Source organism: Actinoplanes sp. NPDC051470 (assembly GCF_040682035.1).
Lineage (GTDB): Bacteria > Actinomycetota > Actinomycetes > Mycobacteriales > Micromonosporaceae > Actinoplanes.
Window position 1 is genome coordinate 14018 of record NZ_JBFBAA010000023.1, and the last position, 19789, is coordinate 33806.

Below are 19789 nucleotides of genomic sequence, written 5' to 3' on the forward strand. Positions count from 1 at the left end.
TCACGCAGGGCGCAACGAGACAGCAGCGAAAAGTTACGGGAACCTGTCACCCGGACGACACAACTCGCACTATTTGTACGATTTGTGGGGTTAACTGCGGCCGAAGATCTGGCCCCACCCGATCGTCCCGTCGGACGACGCCTTGACCGCGCCGACCCCGATCGCCTTGAACGAGCAGTTGAGGATGTTGGCCCGGTGCCCCTCGGAGTTCATCCACGAGTTCATGACGTCGGCCGCGTCGCGCTGTCCCCGCGCCACGTTCTCGCCGCCTGGGTCGTCGTACCCCTGCGCCTTGGCCCGGTCGACGAACGACCGCCCGTCGTCGCTCACGTGGCTGATGTAGAGATTCCCGTGCTCGCCCAACTCGGTCACGTGCAGGCGCATGGCCGTACGCAGCTCGGTGTTGAGCGTGACCGGCCGGCAGCCGGCCTTGCCCCGCTCGACGTTGGTCAGCCGGATGACCTCGGACTCCTGCCCGGTGAGCCCGGCCGCCACCTTCGGCGCCGAGGTCGTCTTCCTGGTGGTGACCGTGGGCTTCCGGGTGGTCGGCTTGACCGTGGGCTTCCGGCTGGGCGTGCTGCTGGCCGGCGCCTTGGCCGGCGGCGAGGTCGGAGCGGGAGCGGGGGCGGCGGATGACGTCGCGGGCGCGGGCGGAGCCGCCCGGACGCCGGGTGCCCCGCCACCGGCACCCGGCGCCAAGGCGTCGGCACCGGCTCCGGCCGCCTGGAGAGGCATGCCTGAGCCGGTGAAACTCGCGGGAAGCAGGGCGGCGCCGCCACCGAACACGGCCAGCAGCCCGATCACGGTCAGTCCGAGGGCGACCGGGGCCGGCGGCGTGCGCCGTCCGCGGTGATGACGCCCATGGCCGGCGTTGACGGCGATCGGCTGGTACACGCGACTTCCTCCGGGTCCTTCGCCTGACCGGGCGAAACCTCGCTCCGTGAGCGTCGGGCGAGGTAGGTCGTGCTGACGGATCGAGAGGACTCGACCCGGGGCACCGTAGGACGCGAAAAAGTAAAGAATCCAGCCGGCTAAGAAAGATATAAGCCTGCCGAAAGGCGGGTCGGGTGGCGAGATTCACTGCCGAACGGCAGGTCGAGCCCGTGTCCTCCGCTTGACGCAGCGTGCGTCTCGGCGGACTATGGAGGAGTCGCCAGTCGCGCCCATCCGTGTCCAGGTAACCCTTGGGCATGGGCGATCTGCACCTCAAGCAATACCTCCGCGGTGCAGGATTCTGTGCTCACGCGTGCCCGTGAGCGTGGTGTGCGCCTCATGCTGGGCGTGCGACGGCCGGCCGTTCCCGGCATCACATTTCACAAAGAGACAGCCAGTCTCACTAGGAGTTCATGATGGCGAAGGCCCTCTTCGGCCACGTAGGTGCGGCGCCCGATCGGCGTCTGCTCGACGAGGTCACCCGACTGCGTTCCCGGGTGCAGACTCTGGAGTTCGAGGTCACCCGTCTTCGGGCGGAAAACGATCGTCTCGCGGCGGCCGCCGCCGAGGCCGACGATTTCGCGCGGCTGACCGAGCCCGCGCTGACCTGAGAATCTCGCTGAGTGATCGGGGCCGCTCAGGCCCCACCCAGCACCAAGGAACCACCCCCAAACAGCGCGCCTCCACTCCTGTGGCGGCGCGCACCTTTTTGCCCAGCGCGCCCGCCGGCCGGGAAACGGCCCAGGGGGCGGTTGCAGACAGCCGCCCGCGGGGGTGGTCGGGGACGGCCCGCGAGAGCGGTCAAAAACGGCCTGCGACGCGCCGAAACCAGAGGTCCGGGCCGGGTGCGGGTAGCCTGCACCCCAGCAGACGACAACCGACCCTCGGAGATCCGTGCACCTCAAGAGCCTGACGGTCAAGGGCTTCAAGTCCTTCGCCTCCGCCACGACGCTGCGGCTGGAGCCGGGAATCACCTGTGTGGTGGGTCCCAACGGCTCCGGCAAGTCCAACGTCGTCGACGCCATCGCCTGGGTGCTCGGTGAGCAGGGAGCCAAGGCGCTGCGCGGCGGCAAGATGGAGGACGTCATCTTCGCCGGCACGGCCGGTCGGGCCCCGCTCGGCCGGGCCGAGGTGACGCTGACCATCGACAACGGCGACGGCGCCCTGCCGATCGACTACACCGAGGTGTCGATCAGCCGCCGGATGTTCCGCTCCGGCGAGAGCGAGTACGAGATCAACGGCAGCTCCTGCCGCCTGCTCGACATCCAGGAGCTGCTCAGCGACTCGGGCATCGGCCGCGAGATGCACATCATCGTCGGCCAGGGCCGGCTCGACGCGATGCTGCACGCCAAGCCGGAAGATCGTCGCGCCTTCATCGAGGAGGCGGCCGGTGTCCTCAAGCACCGGAAGCGGAAAGAAAAGGCGATCCGCAAGCTCGACGCGATGCAGACCAACCTCAACCGGCTCAACGACCTCACCGCCGAGCTGCGCCGCCAGCTCAAGCCGCTGGGCAAGCAGGCCGAGGTGGCCCGGCGCGCGGCCGGCATCCAGGCCGACCTGCGCGACGCCCGGCTCCGGCTGCTCGCCGACGACCTGCACACGCTGCGCACCACCCTGGACAAGGAGATCGCCGACGAGTCGGCCATGCGGGACCGCCGCCAGCAGGTCGAGGCGGAGAACCGCGAGGTCCAGCGGATGCTGGCCGACCTCGAGCTGGCCCACGCCGAGGACGCGCCGCTGCTCCAGGCCGCCCAGGACACCTGGTACAAGCTGTCCGCCCTGCAGGAGCGGTTCCGGTCGACCGAGCAGCTGGCCGGCGAGCGCCTGCGGCACCTGTCGGCGGCGCCCGAGGACGAGCGTCCCGGCCGCGACCCCGAGCAGCTGGTCGCCGAGGCCGAGCGGGTCCGCGAGCAGGAAGAAGAGCTGCGCGAGGCGCTGACCGAGGACCAGATGCGGCTGGCCGAGGCGGTCGAACATCGGCAGGAGCTGGAACGGCAGCTCGCCGCGGCGGAGAACTCCCTGCGTACCGCCGCGAAAGCAATCGCCGACCGGCGTGAGGGCCTCGCCAAGCTGACCGGGCAGGTGAACGCGTCCCGGGCCCGGGCGAGCAGCGCCGGCGAGGAGATCGAGCGGCTCGCCGCCGCCCACACCGACGCCTTGCAGCGGGCCGAGGCCGCGCAGGCCGCCGTCGACGAGGTGTCGGCCGAGTCGACCGAGGCCGATCGGGACAACGCCGACCTGGACGCCCGGCACGACGAGGCGGTGGCCGCGCATGATCGCGCCGCCGCGGTGGTCAAGGAGCTGTCCGACGCCGAGCGGGCCGCCGAGAAGGACGCGGCCAGCTGGAAGGCACGGGAAGAGGCGCTCGCGCTCGGGTTGAAGCGCAAGGACGGCGCCGGCGCGCTGCTCGGCAAGGCCGACCAGGTCCCGGGCCTGCTGGGCAGCCTGGCCTCGATGCTGACCGTGCGGCCCGGACATGAGGCGGCGCTGGCCGCGGCGCTGGGCAGCCTGGCCGACGCGGTCGCGCTGGCCGGTGTCGACGAGGCCGTCGAGGCGATGCGTACGCTCAAGATCGCCGACGCCGGCCGGGCCGCGCTGGTGGTCGGCGGTCCCGCCGCGCCCGGCATGCAGGGGTCGCTCGACTCGCTGCGCCCGGCCCTGCCCGATGGCGCGATCTGGGCGCCGGACGTCGTCGGGTGCCCCGACTCCATCCGCCCCGCGCTCAACCACACGCTGCGTGACGTCGTGCTGGTGCCCGACCTGGCGGCGGCCACCGCGCTGGTGGCGGCCAACGCCGAGCTGCGCGCGGTCACGCCGGACGGCGACGTGCTGGGCGCCTACTCGGCCGCCGGTGGCTCCGGCAAGCAGACCAGCTACATCGAGGTGCAGGCCGCGGTCGACGAGGCCCGCGCCAACCGGGAGGCCGCCGAGCAGTCCATCGGGGAGCTCAAGGACCGGCTGGGCGAGGCCCGGGCCGAGGTGGCCGAGCACAAGGAACGCGTGAACGTGGCGGCCGCCGCCAAGCGGGCCGCGGAAGGCGAGCGCAACGCCGCCGCCCGCCGCCTGGCCGAGCTGGGCGCGGCGGCCCGTTCGGCGAAGGCCGAGACCGAGCGCCTCGGCTCGTCCCTCCAGCGCGCGCAGGCCAACCGCGATCAGGACCTGGCCGGGCTGGACGAGCTCGAGGAGCGGCTGCGGCTGGCCGAGGACTCCCCGATCGACGAGGAGCCGTCCACCGAGGAACGCGACATGCTGGCCGGCATGGTTCCGCAGTCGCGGCAGAACGAGATGGAGGTGCGGCTGGCCGTCCGTACCGCCGAGGAGCGGGTCGCGTCGATCTCCGGCCGCGCCGACTCCCTGCTCCGCCAGGCCAACCAGGAGAAGCAGGCCCGGGAACGCGCCGCGGCCCGCCGGGCGGCACGGGCCCGCGGCGCCGAGATCGCCAAGGCCGTCGCGATCGGCGCCGCCCACGCGATGCGCCGGGTGGTGGTCTCGCTGGAGGCCGCGGTCGAGGTGCGCGACGAGCTGGCCCGCGCGCGGACCCAGCGCGAGGCCGAGCTCCAGGAGGTCCGGGCCGGCGCCAAGCGCCTGGTGTCCGAGCTGGAGCGGCTCACCAACGAGGTGCACCGCGACGAGGTGGCCCGCGCCGAGCAGCGGATGCGCATCGAGCAGCTCGAGGCCAAGGCCGCCGAGGACTTCTCGCTGGACGTGGACACGCTGGTCAGTGAGTACGGGCCGGACCAGTGGGTGCCGCCGACCCAGGCCGAGGTGAACGCGGCCGAGTCGGCCGGCGAGCCGATGCCCGACCCGGTGCCGTACCACCGGCCGACGCAGGAGAAGCGGGCCAACAAGGCGGAGCGCGAGCTGGCCCTGCTGGGCAAGGTCAACCCGCTGGCGCTGGAGGAGTTCGCCGCGCTGGAAGAGCGTTTCAAATTCCTCTCCGACCAGCTGGAAGACCTCCGGGCCACCCGCAAGGACCTGCTGACCGTGGTCAAGGACGTGGACGACCGGATCCTCGAGGTGTTCACCACCGCGTTCGAGGACACCGCCCGCGAGTTCCAGGTCGTCTTCCAGGTGCTGTTCCCGGGCGGCGAGGGCCGGCTGGTGCTGACCGACCCCGAGGACATGCTGGCCACCGGCGTCGAGGTCGAGGCGCGGCCGCCGGGCAAGAAGATCAAGCGGCTGTCGCTGCTCTCCGGTGGCGAGCGCTCGCTGACCGCGGTGGCCATGCTCTGCGCGATCTTCCGGGCCCGCCCCTCGCCCTTCTACATCATGGACGAGGTCGAGGCGGCCCTGGACGACGTCAACCTCGGCCGCCTGATTACGCTCTTCGAGCAGTTGCGGGAGAAGAGCCAGCTGCTGATCATCACGCACCAGAAGCGCACCATGGAGGTCGCCGACGCCCTCTACGGCGTGACCATGCGCGCGGGTGTGACCCAGGTGATCAGCCAGCGGCTCAAGAAGGAAACCGAGGAGTAGTCAGCGTGCTGCGCAAGCCGGCCCAGGCCCTGCTCATCGACCTGGACGGCGTGCTGCGCCACTGGGATCCGGCCGTGCCCCGGGCGGTCGAGGAGAAGTACGGCCTCGAACCCGGGTTGCTGCTGCGCACCGCGATGACCTGGGAGCTCTATCGCCCCGCGGTGGCCGGCGAGATCACCGACGCACAGTGGATGGAGCTGGTCGCGTCCCGCCTCCCGCTCCCGCCGGCCGAGGCCGCCGTGGCGGTGGCCGAGTGGCAGACCCACCGCGGCGCCGTCGATCAAGAGGTTCTCGATTTCGTACGCGAGGTGCGAGCCGCCGGCCGCCCGGTCGGCCTGGCCACCAACGCCACCGACCGGTTGCGTGCCGACCTGGCGTCGCTCGGGCTGGCCGACGAGTTCGACGTGATCCTCAGCTCGTGGGAGCTGAAGATCCACAAGCCGGCCCCGGAGTTCTTCGCCCAGGCCGCCGAGGCCCTGGCCACCGAGCCGCCGTGGGTGATGGTGGTGGACGACGACGACCGCGTCATCCGAGCCGCCCGGGCGGCCAAGATGGTGGCGTTGCGCTGGACGGCCCGCCGGGACTTCGGCTACCTCCGCCCCGCCCTCGGCCTCTGACGAACCCGATTGCCCGCTGGCGGAAATCAAGATCGATAGGAAGACTGGGGCCCGTGACGGCGCACCTGCTCATCGGGCCGGTCCTCCGACGGGTCGTGGGCAACCGCGCGACCGTCTGGGTGGAGACCACAGAGCCCTCGTTCGTGCGGGTCGCGGCCGAGGGTGGGGCTTCCGGCTCCGCGCCGACCTTCTCCGCGTACGGCCACCACTACGCGATCGTGGTGGTCGAGGGCTTGCTCCCGGACGCCGACCACCCGTACACGGTGACGCTCGACGGGCGCGAGGTGTGGCCACTGACCGACTCGCCGTACCCGAAGTCCTTCATCCGCACCCGCCCGGCCGACGACGCCGAGCACCCGGTCAGGCTGATCTTCGGGTCCTGCCGCGAGGCCACCCCGCACGCGACCGCCCGCAAGCTGCCGCCGGACGCGCTCGACGCGTACGCCCGCCGCCTGATGACCGACCCGCTGAACCCCGAGCTGCGACCGGATCTGATCGTGCTGCTCGGCGACCAGGTGTACGCGGACAAGCCGACCGCCAAGGTCCGGAAGTTCCTCAAGCGCCGCCGCGCGGCCGGCTTCCACGGCCCGGACGACGAGGTGGTGTCGTTCGACGAGTACACCAAGCTCTACCTGGAGTCGTGGCGCGACCCCGAGGTGCGGTGGCTGTTCGCGACCGTGCCGAGCGTGATGATCTTCGACGACCACGAGATCATCGACGACTGGAACACGTCCTCGTCGTGGCGCGCCGAGATGGCCGAGGAGGGCTGGTGGCGGGAGCGGATCTCGGCCGGCTTGGCGTCGTACTGGGTCTATCAACATCTCGGCAACCTGAGCCCCGACCAGCTGGCCGCCGACCCCCTGCTCCAGAAGGTGACGACCGTCGACGACGCCACCGACCTGCTGCACGACTTCGGGCTCGCGGTGGACCAGCCGGATTCGGCCGACAACACCGACCGCCCGTACCAATGGAGCTTCGCCCTTGATCTGGGTCGCACCCGCCTGGTCATGCTCGACAACCGCTGCAACCGGGTGCTGGTCCGCGGCGGGCGCGAGATGCTGCCGGCGCCGGAGTGGAACTGGTTCGTCGACCAGGCCCACGGGTACTACGACCACCTGGTCGTCGGCTCGTCGCTGCCGTGGCTGATGCCGCCGGCGATCCACCACCTCGAGGCGTGGAACGAGCAGAGCGCCGACTCGCCGAACCGCCGCCGCAGCGGCGCCGCCGAGCGTCTGCGCCGGATGGTCGACCTGGAACACTGGGCCGCCTTCCAGAAGTCGTTCGGGGCGCTGGCCGAGCTGTTCCGGCGGCTGGGCGAGGGTGGCGAGGGCGCGCCGGTCCACCGGGTCGGGCTGAGCGGGGCCTACCGCGCGCCCGAGACGATCAGCGTGCTGTCCGGTGACGTCCACCACTCGTACGTGGCCAAGGCCGACCTCGGCCCGCGGGTGACCACGCCGGTCCACCAGCTCACCTGCTCGCCCATCCACAACCAGGTGCCGGCCTTCATGCGCCCACTGATGCGGTTCAGCTGGTCCCGGGCCGCGGCGCGGAGCACTCGCGGCATGGCCAAGGGCGCCGGGGTGGCCGAGCCGGCGCTGAGCTGGGCGCGGCTGGCCGGGCCGTACTTCGGCAACGCGGTGAGCACGTTGCGGCACCGCGGCCGGCACGCCGAGATGACCATCGAGGGTACGAGTCCCGACGGCACCCTCTTCGAGGTGGCGAGCGTCGAGCTACATCGCTGAAACTCGGTCGCCCGCCGCCGTGGCGAGCGGCAGGATGAGCCGCGATGACTAACTGGATCGCACCCCCCGTTGATCGACAGTCCGAGCCGATGACCGGCGACGAGCGCGCCATGCTCGAGGGCTGGCTCGACTGGCACCGCCAGACCCTGCTGGGCAAATGCGCCGGCCTGACCGCCGACCAGCTGAAGCAGGCGGCGGTCGAGCCCTCCAACCTGACCCTGCTGGGCCTGGTGCGCCACATGGCCGAGGTCGAGCGCAGCTGGTTCCGCACCCGCGCCGCCGGCCAGGACGTGTCCAGGCTGTTCGGCACCGAGACCAACCCGGACGGCGAATTCGACGACGTGGGTGACGCCGATGCCGAGTCCGACTTCGCCACCTTCCAGGCCGAGGTCGACCTGGCCCGGCAGGCGGCGGCCGGGCTGCCGCTGGAGCACGAGTTCGCCACGAGCCGGGCGCCGGCGATCAGCCTCCGCTGGGTCTACCTGCACATGATCGAGGAGTACGCCCGCCACAACGGCCACGCCGACCTCCTGCGCGAGCGCATCGACGGAGTGACCGGCGACTGACCTTGGCCATAGGCTGGCGGTCATGACCACCTGGACGGCGCCGGTTGTGGACCGGCAGCACAAGGCCAAGGCCGGCGACGAGCGCACGATGCTCGAGAGCCTCCTCGACTACCACCGTGCCACCCTGCTGACGAAATGCGCCGGCCTGACCGCCGGCCAGCTCAAGCAGCACGCGACCGACCCGTCCAGCATGTCCCTGCTCGGCCTGATCCGGCACCTGACCGAGGTCGAGCGGGGCTGGTTCCGCCGGGGCGCGGCCCACGAAGACCTCGACATGTTCTACTGCTCCGAGGCCAACCCGGACGGCGACTTCGACGACGTGGGCGACGCCGACGCCGAGGCCGACTACGCCAACCACCTGGCCGAACTCGACAAGGTCCGCGCCGTGGCGGCCGGCCTCTCGCTCAACCAGACCTTCACCCGCAACGACACGACCTTCAACGTCCGCTGGGTCTACCTCCACCTGATCGAGGAGTACGCCCGCCACAACGGCCACGCCGACCTGCTGCGCGAGCGCATCGACGGCGTGACCGGCGAGTAGGGCGCCGAGGCGTCTGCCGATGCCGGCATCCAGCTGGGCGACGGTCACCTAACAGCGCGGAAGTCGTCACGTGGGGTGACGGAGGATACGGCGCCCTGCGCTGTCTTCCGGCCGATCTTCGGGATGTGCTTCTCGAGTGGAGATTGCCGGCTCGGCCCGGAAGCGGGTCAGCGGTGGGGGTGTGACACGCGGCGGTCGCGGATCTGTCAGGCTTTGGGCATGGAATACGTGATCGTCGCGGTGATCTTGCTGGTGGTGCTGGTTGTCGGCGCGGTGGGGCTGGTCGTGCCCCGGATGCGGCGCAAGCAGGTGCCCCCGCCGGCGGCGCCGACGATCACCAAGCCCGACACGCAGGTGATCACCAGGCCGGCGGAGGGCGAGTCGGCCGAGACCGGGCCGGTGGAGACCGCGCCGGTGGAGGCGCCCGTCGAGGCGGAGACGCCGCCGGCCGCCGTGGTGGAGACGCCGCTGCCGACCGCGGGGCGGCTGGTGCGGCTGCGGGCCCGGCTCAGCCGCTCGCAGAACGCGCTCGGCCGCGGCCTGCTGGCCGTGCTGTCCCGCGACCACCTGGACGAGGACGCCTGGGAGGAGATCGAGGACAGCCTGATCACCGCCGACGTCGGTGTCGAGGCGACGCAGGTGCTGGTGGCCCGGCTCCGCGAGCGGGTCCGCGTGCTCGGCACCCGGACCGTCGCGGAGGTCCGTCAGCAGCTGGTCGAGGAACTGACCGACGCCCTCGAGCCCGACCTCGACCGCAGCCTGCGGACCGCCCCGCACGACGGGCGCCCGGCCGTGGTCCTGGTGGTCGGCGTCAACGGCGCCGGCAAGACCACCACCTGCGGAAAGATCGGCCGGGTGCTGATCGCCGACGGCCGGACCGTGCTGTTCGGCGCGGCCGACACGTTCCGCGCCGCCGCCGCCGAGCAGCTCGCCACCTGGGGTGAGCGGGTCGGCGCCGAGACGGTCCGGGGGCCCGAGGGCGGCGACCCGGCCAGCGTGGCCTTCGACGCGGTCAAGCGGGGCATCGACTCGGGCGTCGACACGGTGCTGATCGACACCGCCGGCCGGCTGCAGAACAAGGTCGGCCTGATGGACGAGCTGGGCAAGGTCAAGCGGGTGGTGGAGAAGCACGGGCCGGTCGACGAGACCCTGCTGATCCTGGACGCGACCACCGGGCAGAACGGCCTGGAGCAGGCGCGGGTGTTCACCGAGGTGGTGGACGTCACCGGAGTGGTGCTGACGAAGTTGGACGGTACGGCGAAGGGCGGCATCGTCATCGCCGTGCAGCGCAAACTGGGCATCCCGGTCAAGCTCATCGGTCTCGGCGAGGGCCCGGACGATCTGGCGCCGTTCGAGCCGGCGGCGTTCGTCGAGGCCCTTCTTGGGAGCGACGGGTAGTCTCGAATCTTCAGGTGGACGGATGTCGGACAAGGGCGGGAGGTCGTGGGTGACGCAGGATCCCGTGCGTGAGATCCCCCTGCACGGCGGGAACGTCAGCACGGTGTCCCGGGCCGGCGACACCGTCCGGCGCAACGCGGGCCCGTGGACCCCGGCCGTGCACTCCCTGCTCAATCACCTGCAGCGGGTCGGCTTCACCGGCTCACCGCACGCGCTCGGCATGGACGACCGTGGTCGCGAGGTCCTGTCGTATCTCGACGGCGAGTGCGGCGAATACCCGCTCGCACCCCACTGGGTGACCGACGAGGCGCTGACCACCGTGGCGACCATGTTGCGGATGTTTCACGACGCTCAGTACGGCTTTCAGCCGCCGCCGGGCTCGGTGTGGCGCTCGTTCGGGCCGCCGCCGCCCGACGCCGAGGTGGTCTGCCATCACGACGCCGCCCCGCACAACGTGGTCTGGCGGCCCGACGGCACCCTGGCGCTGATCGACTTCGACCTGGCCTCGCCGGGCGCCCGGATCTACGACGTGGCCTACGCCGCCTGGACCTGGGTGCCGCTGTTCAGCGACCGCGACTCGTACACGCTGGGCTGGAAGCGGCCGAACCGGCCGCGCCGGCTGCGGATGTTCGCGGACGCGTACGGCCTGATCCCGCGTGACCGGCACCGCCTGGTCCGCACCATCCGGAAGCGGATCGTCGACCACGTCGAGGGCATCCGGCGGATGGCCGCGGCCGGCGACCCGGCCTTCGTGCGCATCGTTCACAAAGGTCATCTGCGCCGTCCGATGCGCGATCTGCGTCTGCTCGATTACGAACGACACACCCTCGAGTACGCCCTGCGTTAACCCCCGAGCGGCCGGATTATGCCAGTAGCATCCGATTTGCCGCAGTACCTGTGAGGGTTTCTTCACACGCCGGAAACAACCCGTCACACCCCGGAAATCGCGGGTTGACCGTGCTCGAAACAGCCCCCCGGAAAGCTTCCGCCCGAACCGGCACACGCGGCGATGACGCCAGTGGGCCGTGCGGGAGGACACCTATCCGAGAGGAGGCAGCGTGGAGGTCAACACCGGTAACACCGCATGGTTGCTCCTGTCGTCTGCGCTCGTTTTGCTCATGACACCCGGTCTGGCGCTGTTCTACGGTGGCCTCAACCGGTCCAAGGGCGTGCTCAACATGATGATGATGAGCTTCTCGTCCATCGGGCTCATCTCAGTGTTGTGGGTTCTTTACGGCTTCACCCTGGCCTTCGGCTCGAACGAGTCCGAGGGCGCCAACAACATCATCGGTAGTTTCAGCCAGTACTTCGGCACCGGCACCAGCTGGATCGGCGACGAGTGGATGCTCGGCGACACCGGCACCGGCATCCCGACGTACGTCTTCATGGTCTTCCAGATGATGTTCGCCATCATCACGGTCGCCCTGATCAGCGGCTCGCTCTCCGACCGCCTCAAGTTCGGCGGCTGGATCCTGTTCGCGCTGGGCTGGTTCTCCCTGGTCTACGTCCCGGTCGCGCACTGGGTCTGGGGCGGTGGCTGGATCGGCGCCAAGCTCGGCGCGCTCGACTTCGCCGGTGGCACGGCGGTGCACATCAACGCCGGTGCGGCGGCTCTCGGCGTCGCATTGGTGCTCGGTAAGCGGATCGGCTGGCCGCGGGAGAACATGCGCCCGCACAACGTGCCGTTCGTCGCGCTGGGCGCCGGCCTGCTGTGGTTCGGCTGGTTCGGCTTCAACGCCGGCTCCGAGCTGACCGTCGACAGCGTCACCGCCGTCGCCTTCGTGAACACCCAGGTCGCCACGGCCGCCGCCCTGCTGGGCTGGGTCATCGTGGAGTGGCTGCGGGACGGCAAGCCGACCCTGGTCGGCGCGTCCTCCGGCGCGGTCGCCGGCCTGGTCGCCATCACCCCGGCGTGTGGCTTCATCGCCCCGCTGCCGGCCGCCCTGCTGGGCATCATCGCCGGCGTCGTCTGCGCGCTGGCCGTGGGCCTGAAGTACAAGCTGGGCTACGACGACTCGCTCGACGTCGTCGGCGTGCACTTCGTCGGCGGCTGGATCGGCTCGCTGGGCATCGGCTTCTTCGCCACCACCCAGGTGAACGCCCTGGCCGCGAACGAGAGCCTGTTCTACGGCGGCGGCCTCACCCAGCTGTGGAAGCAGTTCGTCGGCAGCGCGGCGGTCACCGTGTACTCGTTCGTGATCGCGGCCGTCATCGCGCTGATCCTCAAGGCCATCAAGGTCTTCCGGGTCAGCGAGGAGGCCGAGGTCGGTGGCATCGACATCGCCGACCACGGCGAGACCGGGTACGACTTCACGCCCTCCGGCGGCTCCGGCGGCGGTGGCGCCTTCGCCATGGCGGGAATCGGCAAGTCCGAGGCAGTGGACGCTGACGGTAAGGCCGACGTCAGCCAGAAGGTTGCCGGTTAACTTCTCTTATGGCGATGGAGGGACTGAGCATGAAGCTGGTGACCGCGGTCATCAAGCCGTACCAGCTCGACGCGGTGAAGGAGGCTCTGCACGCGCTCGGCGTCGCCGGCCTCACCGTGAGCGAGGTGCAGGGGTACGGACGTCAGAAGGGCCACACCGAGGTGTACCGGGGGGCCGAGTACACCGTCGAGTTCCTGCCGAAGATCAAGGTCGAGGTGCTGACCGACGAGATCGACGTGGACAAGGTCGTGGACGCGGTGGTCACCGCGGCCAAGACCGGCAAGATCGGTGATGGCAAGGTGTGGGTCACGGCCGTCGAGGACGTGATCCGGGTACGTACCGGCGAGCGCGGCCTCGACGCGCTCTGAGCATCTGATCACCTTGGGTGACAACATCGGCGCCGCCGCCCGTGAACAGCGGGCGGCGGCGCTCGACACCTGGCTGGGCGACCTGTTCCCCAGCCATCTGCCCGGGGTCAGCCTGCTCGCGGTCGGCGGCCTCGGCCGGCGCGACTGCGCGCCACACAGCGACCTCGACCTGGTCCTGCTGCACGACGGGCAGGCCGGCATCGACCGGATCGCCGCCGGGCTCTGGTACCCGATCTGGGACGCCAAGCTCGGTCTCGATCACTCCGTCCGTACCCTGCCCGAAGCTCTTTCGGTCGGGCACGACGACGTGAAGGTGGCGCTGGGCCTGCTCGACGCCCGGCACGTCGCCGGTGACACCCGGCTCTCGGCCGAGCTGATCGGCGCGGCCGGCGACCAGTGGCGGCGCACCGCGGTCCGCCTGATGCCCCAGCTCAAGGACCTCACCCAGGCGCGCTGGGCCCAGCACGGCGAACTCGCCTTCCTGCTCGAGGGCGACCTGAAGGAGGCGGCCGGCGGCCTGCGCGACGTGACCGTGCTGCGGGGCATCGGCCGGGCCGGGATCGCCGACACCATGCGCCCCGCGGTCCGGGCGGCCGGCCTGCGCCTGCTCGACACCCGGGACGCGCTGCACATCGCGGTCGGCCGGCGGGTCGACCGGCTGGTCGCGCAGGAACGTGGCACGGTCGCCGAGATGCTCGACCTGGACGACGGTGACGCGCTGCTGCGCCGGGTCGCCGGTGACGCCCGGACCGTCGCGTACGCGCTGGAGGACGCCTGGCGGGCCGCCGACCGGCTGCGCAGCGGGCGTCGGCGAGGTATGCCGCCCGGAAAGCCGGCCCGTCGCCCGATCGCCCGTGACGTGGTCGAGCAGGACGGTGAGCTGGTGCTCGCGCGGACCGCGATCGGCCCGGTGCCCGACCCCAGCCTCTCCCTGCGCGTTGCCGCCGCGGCCGCCACCGTGGGCCTGCCCATCGCCCGCGCCACCTGCGAATGGCTGGCCGCGTTCAGCCCGCCGCTGCCCGCCCCCTGGCCACCGGCCGCCCGCGCCGCGCTGGTCTCGCTGCTCGGTTCCGGCGCCGGCCTGCTGCCCACCTGGGAGACCTGCGACCGATACGGGCTGATCGACGCCTGGCTGCCCGAGTGGGCCCGGATGCGCAGCCTCCCGCAACATCACCCGGTGCACCGCTTCACCCTGGACCGCCATCTGGTGCAGGCCGCGTACGAGGCGACCGCCTACGCCCGCGAGGTGGACCGCCCCGACCTGCTGCTGATCGGCGCCTTCGTGCACGACGTCGGCAAGGGGCTGGACGGCGACCACAGCGTGGTCGGCGCCCCGGTGGCCGGTGAGATCGCCACCCGGATCGGCCTGCCGCCGGAGGACGTGGCGACCATCGAGAAGCTGGTCCGGCTGCACCTGCTGCTGCCGGATGTGGCCACCCGCCGCGACCTGTCCGACCCGGTGACCATCTCCTCGGTGGCCGCGGCGGTGGGCGACGTCGCCACCCTCGACCTGCTGCACGCGCTGGCCCGGGCCGACTCGCACGCCACCGGCCCGGCCGCCTGGTCCGACTGGAAGGGCCGGCTGATCGCCGACCTGGTGGCCAAGGTGCGCACCGCGCTGGACAGCGGCGCGCTGCCTGCCCCGCCGCGGCCCGACCCCGAGCTGCTCAGCGGCGACCTGCCCGCGGTGCACCTGGACGGCGACCGGGTGGCGGTGGCCGCGGCCGACCGCCAGGGCCTGCTCGCCGCGGTGACCGCCTGTCTGGCCATGCACCGGCTGGAGGTGCTCGGCGCGGACGCGTCCAGCGCGGACGGCCGGGCCATCGTCTCGTTCCTGACCCAGCCGCGGTACGGCTCCCCGTACGACCCGGTGGCCCTGGCCGCTGACCTGCGCCGGGTGGCCGCGGGCGACGTGTCGGTGACCCAGCGGGTGCGCGCCCGCGCGATGAGCGCCCGTGGCCACGCGGCGTCCCCGCGGGTGGTGTGGCACCGCGACATCGCCACCGACGCCTCGGTGCTGGAGTTGCGCGCGGCCGACTCGCCGGGCCTGCTCTACCGCGTGGCGACCGCCCTGGACGACACCGGCGCGGTGCTGCGCGCCGCCCGCATCTCGACCCTGGGCGGCGACGTGGTCGACGCGTTCTACCTGGTCGGCGACTGGTCCGAGGAGGACGCGCGAGCCCGCGTGGAGGCGGCGGTGCTGGACGCGGTCTGACCGGGTGAGCATCACCTCGGGGTGGTCGCGGGCGTTGGGCAGGTGTGCAGGCGGCCGAGTTGCTCGACGACCACGTCACGGCGATGGGGCCATCGCTGCGGGCGGCGGTCGGCGCTACCGCCGTGCGGGAACGGTCGGTTGACGCGCGGCATCTGCTCGCCCGCGCGGCCGGGGCCGGCCTCGACGATCTGCTCGCGGCGGCCCGGGCCGGGGACCGGCGCTGGCTGCGGCGGGTGCGGCCGCGCCGGGCGATGCTCGCCACCCTGGCCCAGACGATCGCGTTGCAGGACCTTCGACCGGCCGACCGGGCCGACGCCCTGGCGCTCTACACGTTGCTCGGTCCCCGCGCGCTCTCGGCCGCGCATCAGGGGCTGCACGCCCAGCTGACCCTGGTCTGGGCCGGACCGGCGGCCGTGCCGGGGCTGCTGCGGCGCTACCGGAGGATCCGGCCCGAGGTGCGCGCCGCGATCGAGGCCGACCTGGCCAACCCGTTCGTCGCCGACCGGCCGGTCGGGCCGTGGCTGGAAGCGTTCGGCGCGCTGCTCCCGGCGCCGGGGCCGATCCTCGACGGCAACACCTCGGTGCCGCCGTTCGACCGGCTCGTGCCGGCCACGCCGCCGGCGAAGATCGCGGCGACCCAGCCGATCTCGGTGGTGATCCCGGTCCGGAGGAGCGGCCCGGAACTGCTGACGGCGATCCGCTCGATCCTCGGTCAGACCTGGCCCGACCTCGACGTGATCCTGATCGCGGCCGAGGTCGACCCGGCCCTGCGCCGGGCGGCGGCGATGGGTGACACCATCCGGCTGGCCCGCACCCGGGAGGAAGCGCTGGCCGTGGCCACCGGTGACTTCGTCGCCTTCCAGGACCCGGCCGGGTGGGCGCATCCGCGCCGGCTGGAACGCCAGATGGCGCCGATGTGCGACCCGGAGGTGGTGGCGACCACCTCGGACGGTCTCCCGGTGACCGACGATCTGCTGTTCACCCGGGCCGGCCTGCGAACCGGGCGGATCGAGGCGTCGTCGCTGCTGTTCCGGCGGTCGGCCGTGGCGGGGCGGATCCACCATGTGGCCGAGCCGCTGGCGCTGGTCCGGCCTCGGGAACAGCCGAGGACCGAGGCCAGGAGAGCCGCGTACGACGTGGTGCTGGCCGGTGACTGGCGGTTCGCGACCGGCCCGGTCCGCTCGGCCGTCGACGAGATCCGGGCCTTGCGCAACGCCGGCATGCGCGTCGGGATCGTGCAGCAGGACACGTTCCGGGCCGCGTACCGGCGCCGCCTCCCGCTCTGCGCCGCGATCCAGGGCCTGGTCGACGCCGGTGTCGCCGACCAGGTCGGGCTGAGCGACGCGTGCACGGCCGAACTCCTGCTGGTGCGTCAGGCGGCGGTGCTGCAGTTCGCCGCCGACGAACCGGCCCAGCTGCGGGCCGGGCGGGTGCTCGTGGTCGCCGATCGCGCCCCTCAGGGCCACTACGACACCAGGACCTGCACGGCCCGGGTACGCCGGGTGTTCGACCTGACGGCCGTGTGGTGGCCGCGCGACCCCGGGGTGCGCGCGGCCCTCCGGGCGGCCGACCCCGACCTGCCGATCGCCGAACGGGACCTGCCCGCGATCATCGACGCGGACGGCTGGGTCGCCACCCGCGCCGGCGCCACCGCGGACCGGCCGATCGCCGGGGCCGACCTGTGCGACACCGAGGCGGCCGGCCCGATCGGCGTGCTCGGGCGGCTGTCCGACATGGACGTCCGGCTGCGGCTGGCCGACGGGCCGCCGGGAACGAGCGCTCCGGGCGTACCCACCTCGTGGTTGATCTTCCCGGCCGGCGCCGTGGCGCCGAAAGCGTTCCTCCACCAGCTCGACTTCTACCTGCACGTGCCCGGCCCGGCGGCGGCCGGAACCTTCTCGCGCCCCGCGCTGGAAGCCGCGGCCGCCGGGTGCGTCGTGGTGCTGCCGGAGCGGTCGGCGGCGCTCTACGGCGACGCCGCGATCTATGCCGAGCCGGAGGCCGTGCCCGACCTGATCCGCCGGTACGCCGCCGACCCGGCCCTGTTCGCCGAGCAGAGCCGCCGGGCCCGTCAGGTCGTGGCCAAGGCGCACCGGCCGGAGCAGTTCGCCCTCACCGTGGAAGGTTGCCGATGAACGAGCTGGTCCGGCGGTTGCTGCGACTGCCGCCGCACACGATCGGGGTGGCCGTCGCGGCCCTGGCCGGGGCGGGCGCGGTGGTGGCGGCGCTGTCCGGGCGTACGCCGATCGCCACCGCACTGCTCGCCGCCCTGCTGACGGCGGTGCTCGCGGTGGCCGTACGCCTGCATCGCCGCACCACCGCCCAGCACGACGCCCAGCGTGCGTCCCTCGGCGAGCTGCGCGACATCCTCGATCAGGTGCAGCGCCGGGTGGTCGCCGCGGTCGAGAAGGAACGGCTGGAGGCCGGCGACCGGCACCTCGAGCTGACCGGCACCATCGCCCGCCTCGACCGCCTCACCCCCGGCGGCGCCGAGACGTTGCTGCGCGCCCAGAACCGTGAGCTCAACGCCGTGATCCAGCTCTCCCGGACGATCGCGCCGCGCGCCCCGATGCCCCTGCCGGAGTCCGGGCCGGCCCCCTCCGACCTGCTCGGCCTGCTCCACCTGACCCGCGGCCGCAAACCCGGTCTGACGGTCGCGCTGGGCGCGGGGCCGGTCGCCGTCTGGCTGGGGTACGCGGCGGAGCACGGCGGCCGCCTGGTCGTGGTCGAACACGACGCCACCCGGGCCGACCGCCTGCGCGCCGACCTGCTGGCCCACGACCTGACCGGCATCGAGGTGCTGCGGGTGCCACCGGCCGAGCTGGCCTGGGACGGCCGGACCGCGGACTGGTACGACGTGGACGCCCTGGCCGGCCTCACCGACATCGGCCTGCTGCTGGTCGACGGCCCCGGCCCCGACCCGCTGCCGCCGGCGCTGCACGTGCTCGGCCGCCGGCTCGCGGCCGACGGGGTGGTCGTGGCGGCGGCCACGCCGGTGCCCCGCCAGGGGAACCTCGACGGTTTCGTGGCGTCCCCCTCGTCGGCGGGCGGCTGGACGGTGCTGTGCCGCGCCTCCTCCTCCGTCGCCCGGTAGCGCCGCCGGCGGCCCCTGCTCTCCGCCCGGACATCGAGGGCCTGCGCGCGCTGGCCGTCCTGCTCGTCGTCCTGGGCCACGCCGGGCTGCCGTTCCTCGCCACCGGGCCGCCGTCCGATCGGTCGCCGGTCCGTCCTTCGCCGACCCCGTCCCGTGGCTGGGCGCGGCCCGCTGTCCCGTGGTGCTCGGCAACGTCCTCGTCTACCGCGACGACCATCACATCACCGGCGCGTACGCCCGACTGGCGGCCGACCGCCTGGGCGACGCGGCTCGACTGTGACCTGAAATACCTCGAGCCCTACGCCGAGGCGGCCCCGCACCTGGCTGCACCAGGAGGCCGAGGTCATCGACACCACCCACCTCACCCAGGCCCAGGCCGCCGCGCAGATCGTCGAGGCCCTCGAGAAGTGACGTGGCCGCCCACGCATGCCTCGCTCCCCCGCGAGTGGTAGCCGCCAGCGGTGGCGGGGACCAGCAATACCGTCTTGCCCTACCACCGTTGCGGCCATCAAAGCGGCATCGGGGCCTGATATGCCATCGGGACCTACCTCTGACCTGAACGGTGGCAGGGCGAGACGGCGAAAGGGCGATCGTCGCGAGGCCCGGGAGTTTGTCGTGCCGGGCGGCGAACACCGAGGCGGCGCTGCCGGCCGGGGCGAAGGCCCGGGCGTGTCGCGCTCGGCGTCGGCGAGGATCCGGAGCCGCGCGCACCATTCTCAACCCGCGCGCCGATGGGTGACCTCGGGAAAGACAGCGCGCCCTCGCCGCGGGGGACGGCGAGGGCGCGGTCGTGGGGCGTTACCCCACGTCGGGCCCGCGGGGGCGGGCCCGGAGACTGCGACGGCTCAGCGGGTGCCGAAGTCCTGGGTGTAGTACGGGGTGCCGTTGGCCGCGTAGATGGCGCCGACGCCGACGGCCTTGGCCCGGCAGTTGACGATGTTGGCGCGGTGGCCGGGGCTCTTCATCCACCCGGCCACGACCTCGGCGCCGGTGCGGTAGCCGTAGGCCACGTTCTCCGACAGGGCGCCCACGTAGCCGGCGCGGGAGGCGCGGACGGCGAATGTCGAGTTGCTCGAGCCGGTGTGGCTCATCCTGTTGGTGCGGGCCTGGTAGGCGCTGTGGCCGCGGGCCGCGTAGCCGAGCTTGGCGTCGTTGCGGAGCCGGGCGCAACCGGCCTTGACCCGCTGCACGTTGGTGGCGTTGAAGATGTCGACCTGCAGCTGCCCGACCGTCGGCGCCGCGGCCTGAGCCGGGGTCGCCAACGCCATCACGCCGAACAGGGCGGCGGGGACGAGGGCGATCTGGGCCAGGCGGCGGACGATCGAGCGCATGTGAGCTGCCTTTCGGAGTGCGGCGCCTGGCTCGTGTCCGCCAGGTTCAGCATTCCGATCGGCCCGCTCCGGGGCGCCTGAA

General features: G+C 72.4%; 15 protein-coding genes. 13 read left to right on the forward strand and 2 right to left on the reverse strand.

The features are described from left to right. Nucleotides 1–90 precede the first annotated feature (90 nt). On the reverse strand, nt 91–894 hold the full coding sequence (locus AB0M54_RS32515) for a CAP domain-containing protein (protein ID WP_364475565.1): 804 nt from the start codon (nt 892–894) through the stop codon (nt 91–93). Nucleotides 895–1349: 455 nt separating this feature from the next. On the opposite strand from AB0M54_RS32515, the gene AB0M54_RS32520 reads away from it, so the two are divergent. From AB0M54_RS32520 to AB0M54_RS32580, 13 genes are all read left to right on the forward strand, one after another. Next, nucleotides 1350–1544, forward strand: a complete 195-nt coding sequence (locus tag AB0M54_RS32520; RefSeq protein ID WP_364475567.1) for a hypothetical protein — start codon at nt 1350–1352, stop codon at nt 1542–1544. Nucleotides 1545–1827: 283 nt separating this feature from the next. Further along, nucleotides 1828–5409: a chromosome segregation protein SMC gene (gene smc / locus AB0M54_RS32525; RefSeq protein WP_364475569.1), complete on the forward strand. Its 3582-nt coding sequence runs from the start codon at nt 1828–1830 to the stop codon at nt 5407–5409. Nucleotides 5410–5414: 5 nt separating this feature from the next. After that, a complete protein-coding gene (locus AB0M54_RS32530) occupies nt 5415–6026 on the forward strand; it encodes an HAD-IA family hydrolase (RefSeq protein ID WP_364475571.1) in 612 nt (203 codons plus the stop codon). Between the two features lie 53 nt (nt 6027–6079). Beyond that, on the forward strand, nt 6080–7768 hold the full coding sequence (locus tag AB0M54_RS32535) for an alkaline phosphatase D family protein (RefSeq protein WP_364475573.1): 1689 nt from the start codon (nt 6080–6082) through the stop codon (nt 7766–7768). Nucleotides 7769–7812: 44 nt separating this feature from the next. Continuing rightward, entirely contained in the window at nt 7813–8334 is a 522-nt protein-coding gene (locus AB0M54_RS32540) for a DinB family protein (RefSeq protein WP_364315291.1), read from the forward strand. A 22-nt stretch (nt 8335–8356) separates the two neighbouring features. Further along, nucleotides 8357–8875, forward strand: a complete 519-nt coding sequence (locus AB0M54_RS32545; RefSeq protein WP_364475575.1) for a DinB family protein — start codon at nt 8357–8359, stop codon at nt 8873–8875. Nucleotides 8876–9094: 219 nt separating this feature from the next. Then, nucleotides 9095–10273: a signal recognition particle-docking protein FtsY gene (gene ftsY / locus AB0M54_RS32550; RefSeq protein WP_364475577.1), complete on the forward strand. Its 1179-nt coding sequence runs from the start codon at nt 9095–9097 to the stop codon at nt 10271–10273. Nucleotides 10274–10295: 22 nt separating this feature from the next. Beyond that, nucleotides 10296–11120, forward strand: coding sequence for an aminoglycoside phosphotransferase family protein (locus AB0M54_RS32555; RefSeq protein ID WP_364315300.1), 825 nt, complete (start codon nt 10296–10298; stop codon nt 11118–11120). 211 nt (nt 11121–11331) lie between these two features. Next, nucleotides 11332–12699 (forward strand): ammonium transporter, encoded by a 1368-nt coding sequence (locus tag AB0M54_RS32560; RefSeq protein WP_364315302.1) that lies wholly within the window; start codon nt 11332–11334, stop codon nt 12697–12699. Nucleotides 12700–12728: 29 nt separating this feature from the next. Continuing rightward, entirely contained in the window at nt 12729–13067 is a 339-nt protein-coding gene (locus AB0M54_RS32565; RefSeq protein WP_364315304.1) for a P-II family nitrogen regulator, read from the forward strand. Between the two features lie 4 nt (nt 13068–13071). Then, nucleotides 13072–15282, forward strand: a complete 2211-nt coding sequence (locus AB0M54_RS32570; RefSeq protein WP_364475676.1) for a [protein-PII] uridylyltransferase — start codon at nt 13072–13074, stop codon at nt 15280–15282. Nucleotides 15283–15326: 44 nt separating this feature from the next. Continuing rightward, on the forward strand, nt 15327–17417 hold the full coding sequence (locus AB0M54_RS32575) for a glycosyltransferase (protein WP_364475579.1): 2091 nt from the start codon (nt 15327–15329) through the stop codon (nt 17415–17417). Beyond that, nucleotides 17414–18376: a class I SAM-dependent methyltransferase gene (locus AB0M54_RS32580; protein WP_364475581.1), complete on the forward strand. Its 963-nt coding sequence runs from the start codon at nt 17414–17416 to the stop codon at nt 18374–18376. The genes AB0M54_RS32575 and AB0M54_RS32580 overlap by 4 nt, the downstream gene beginning before the upstream one ends. A gap of 845 nt (nt 18377–19221) precedes the next feature. Here AB0M54_RS32580 and AB0M54_RS32585 read toward each other — a convergent pair. Then, nucleotides 19222–19707, reverse strand: a complete 486-nt coding sequence (locus AB0M54_RS32585) for a CAP domain-containing protein (RefSeq protein ID WP_364315315.1) — start codon at nt 19705–19707, stop codon at nt 19222–19224. Nucleotides 19708–19789: the final 82 nt, after the last annotated feature.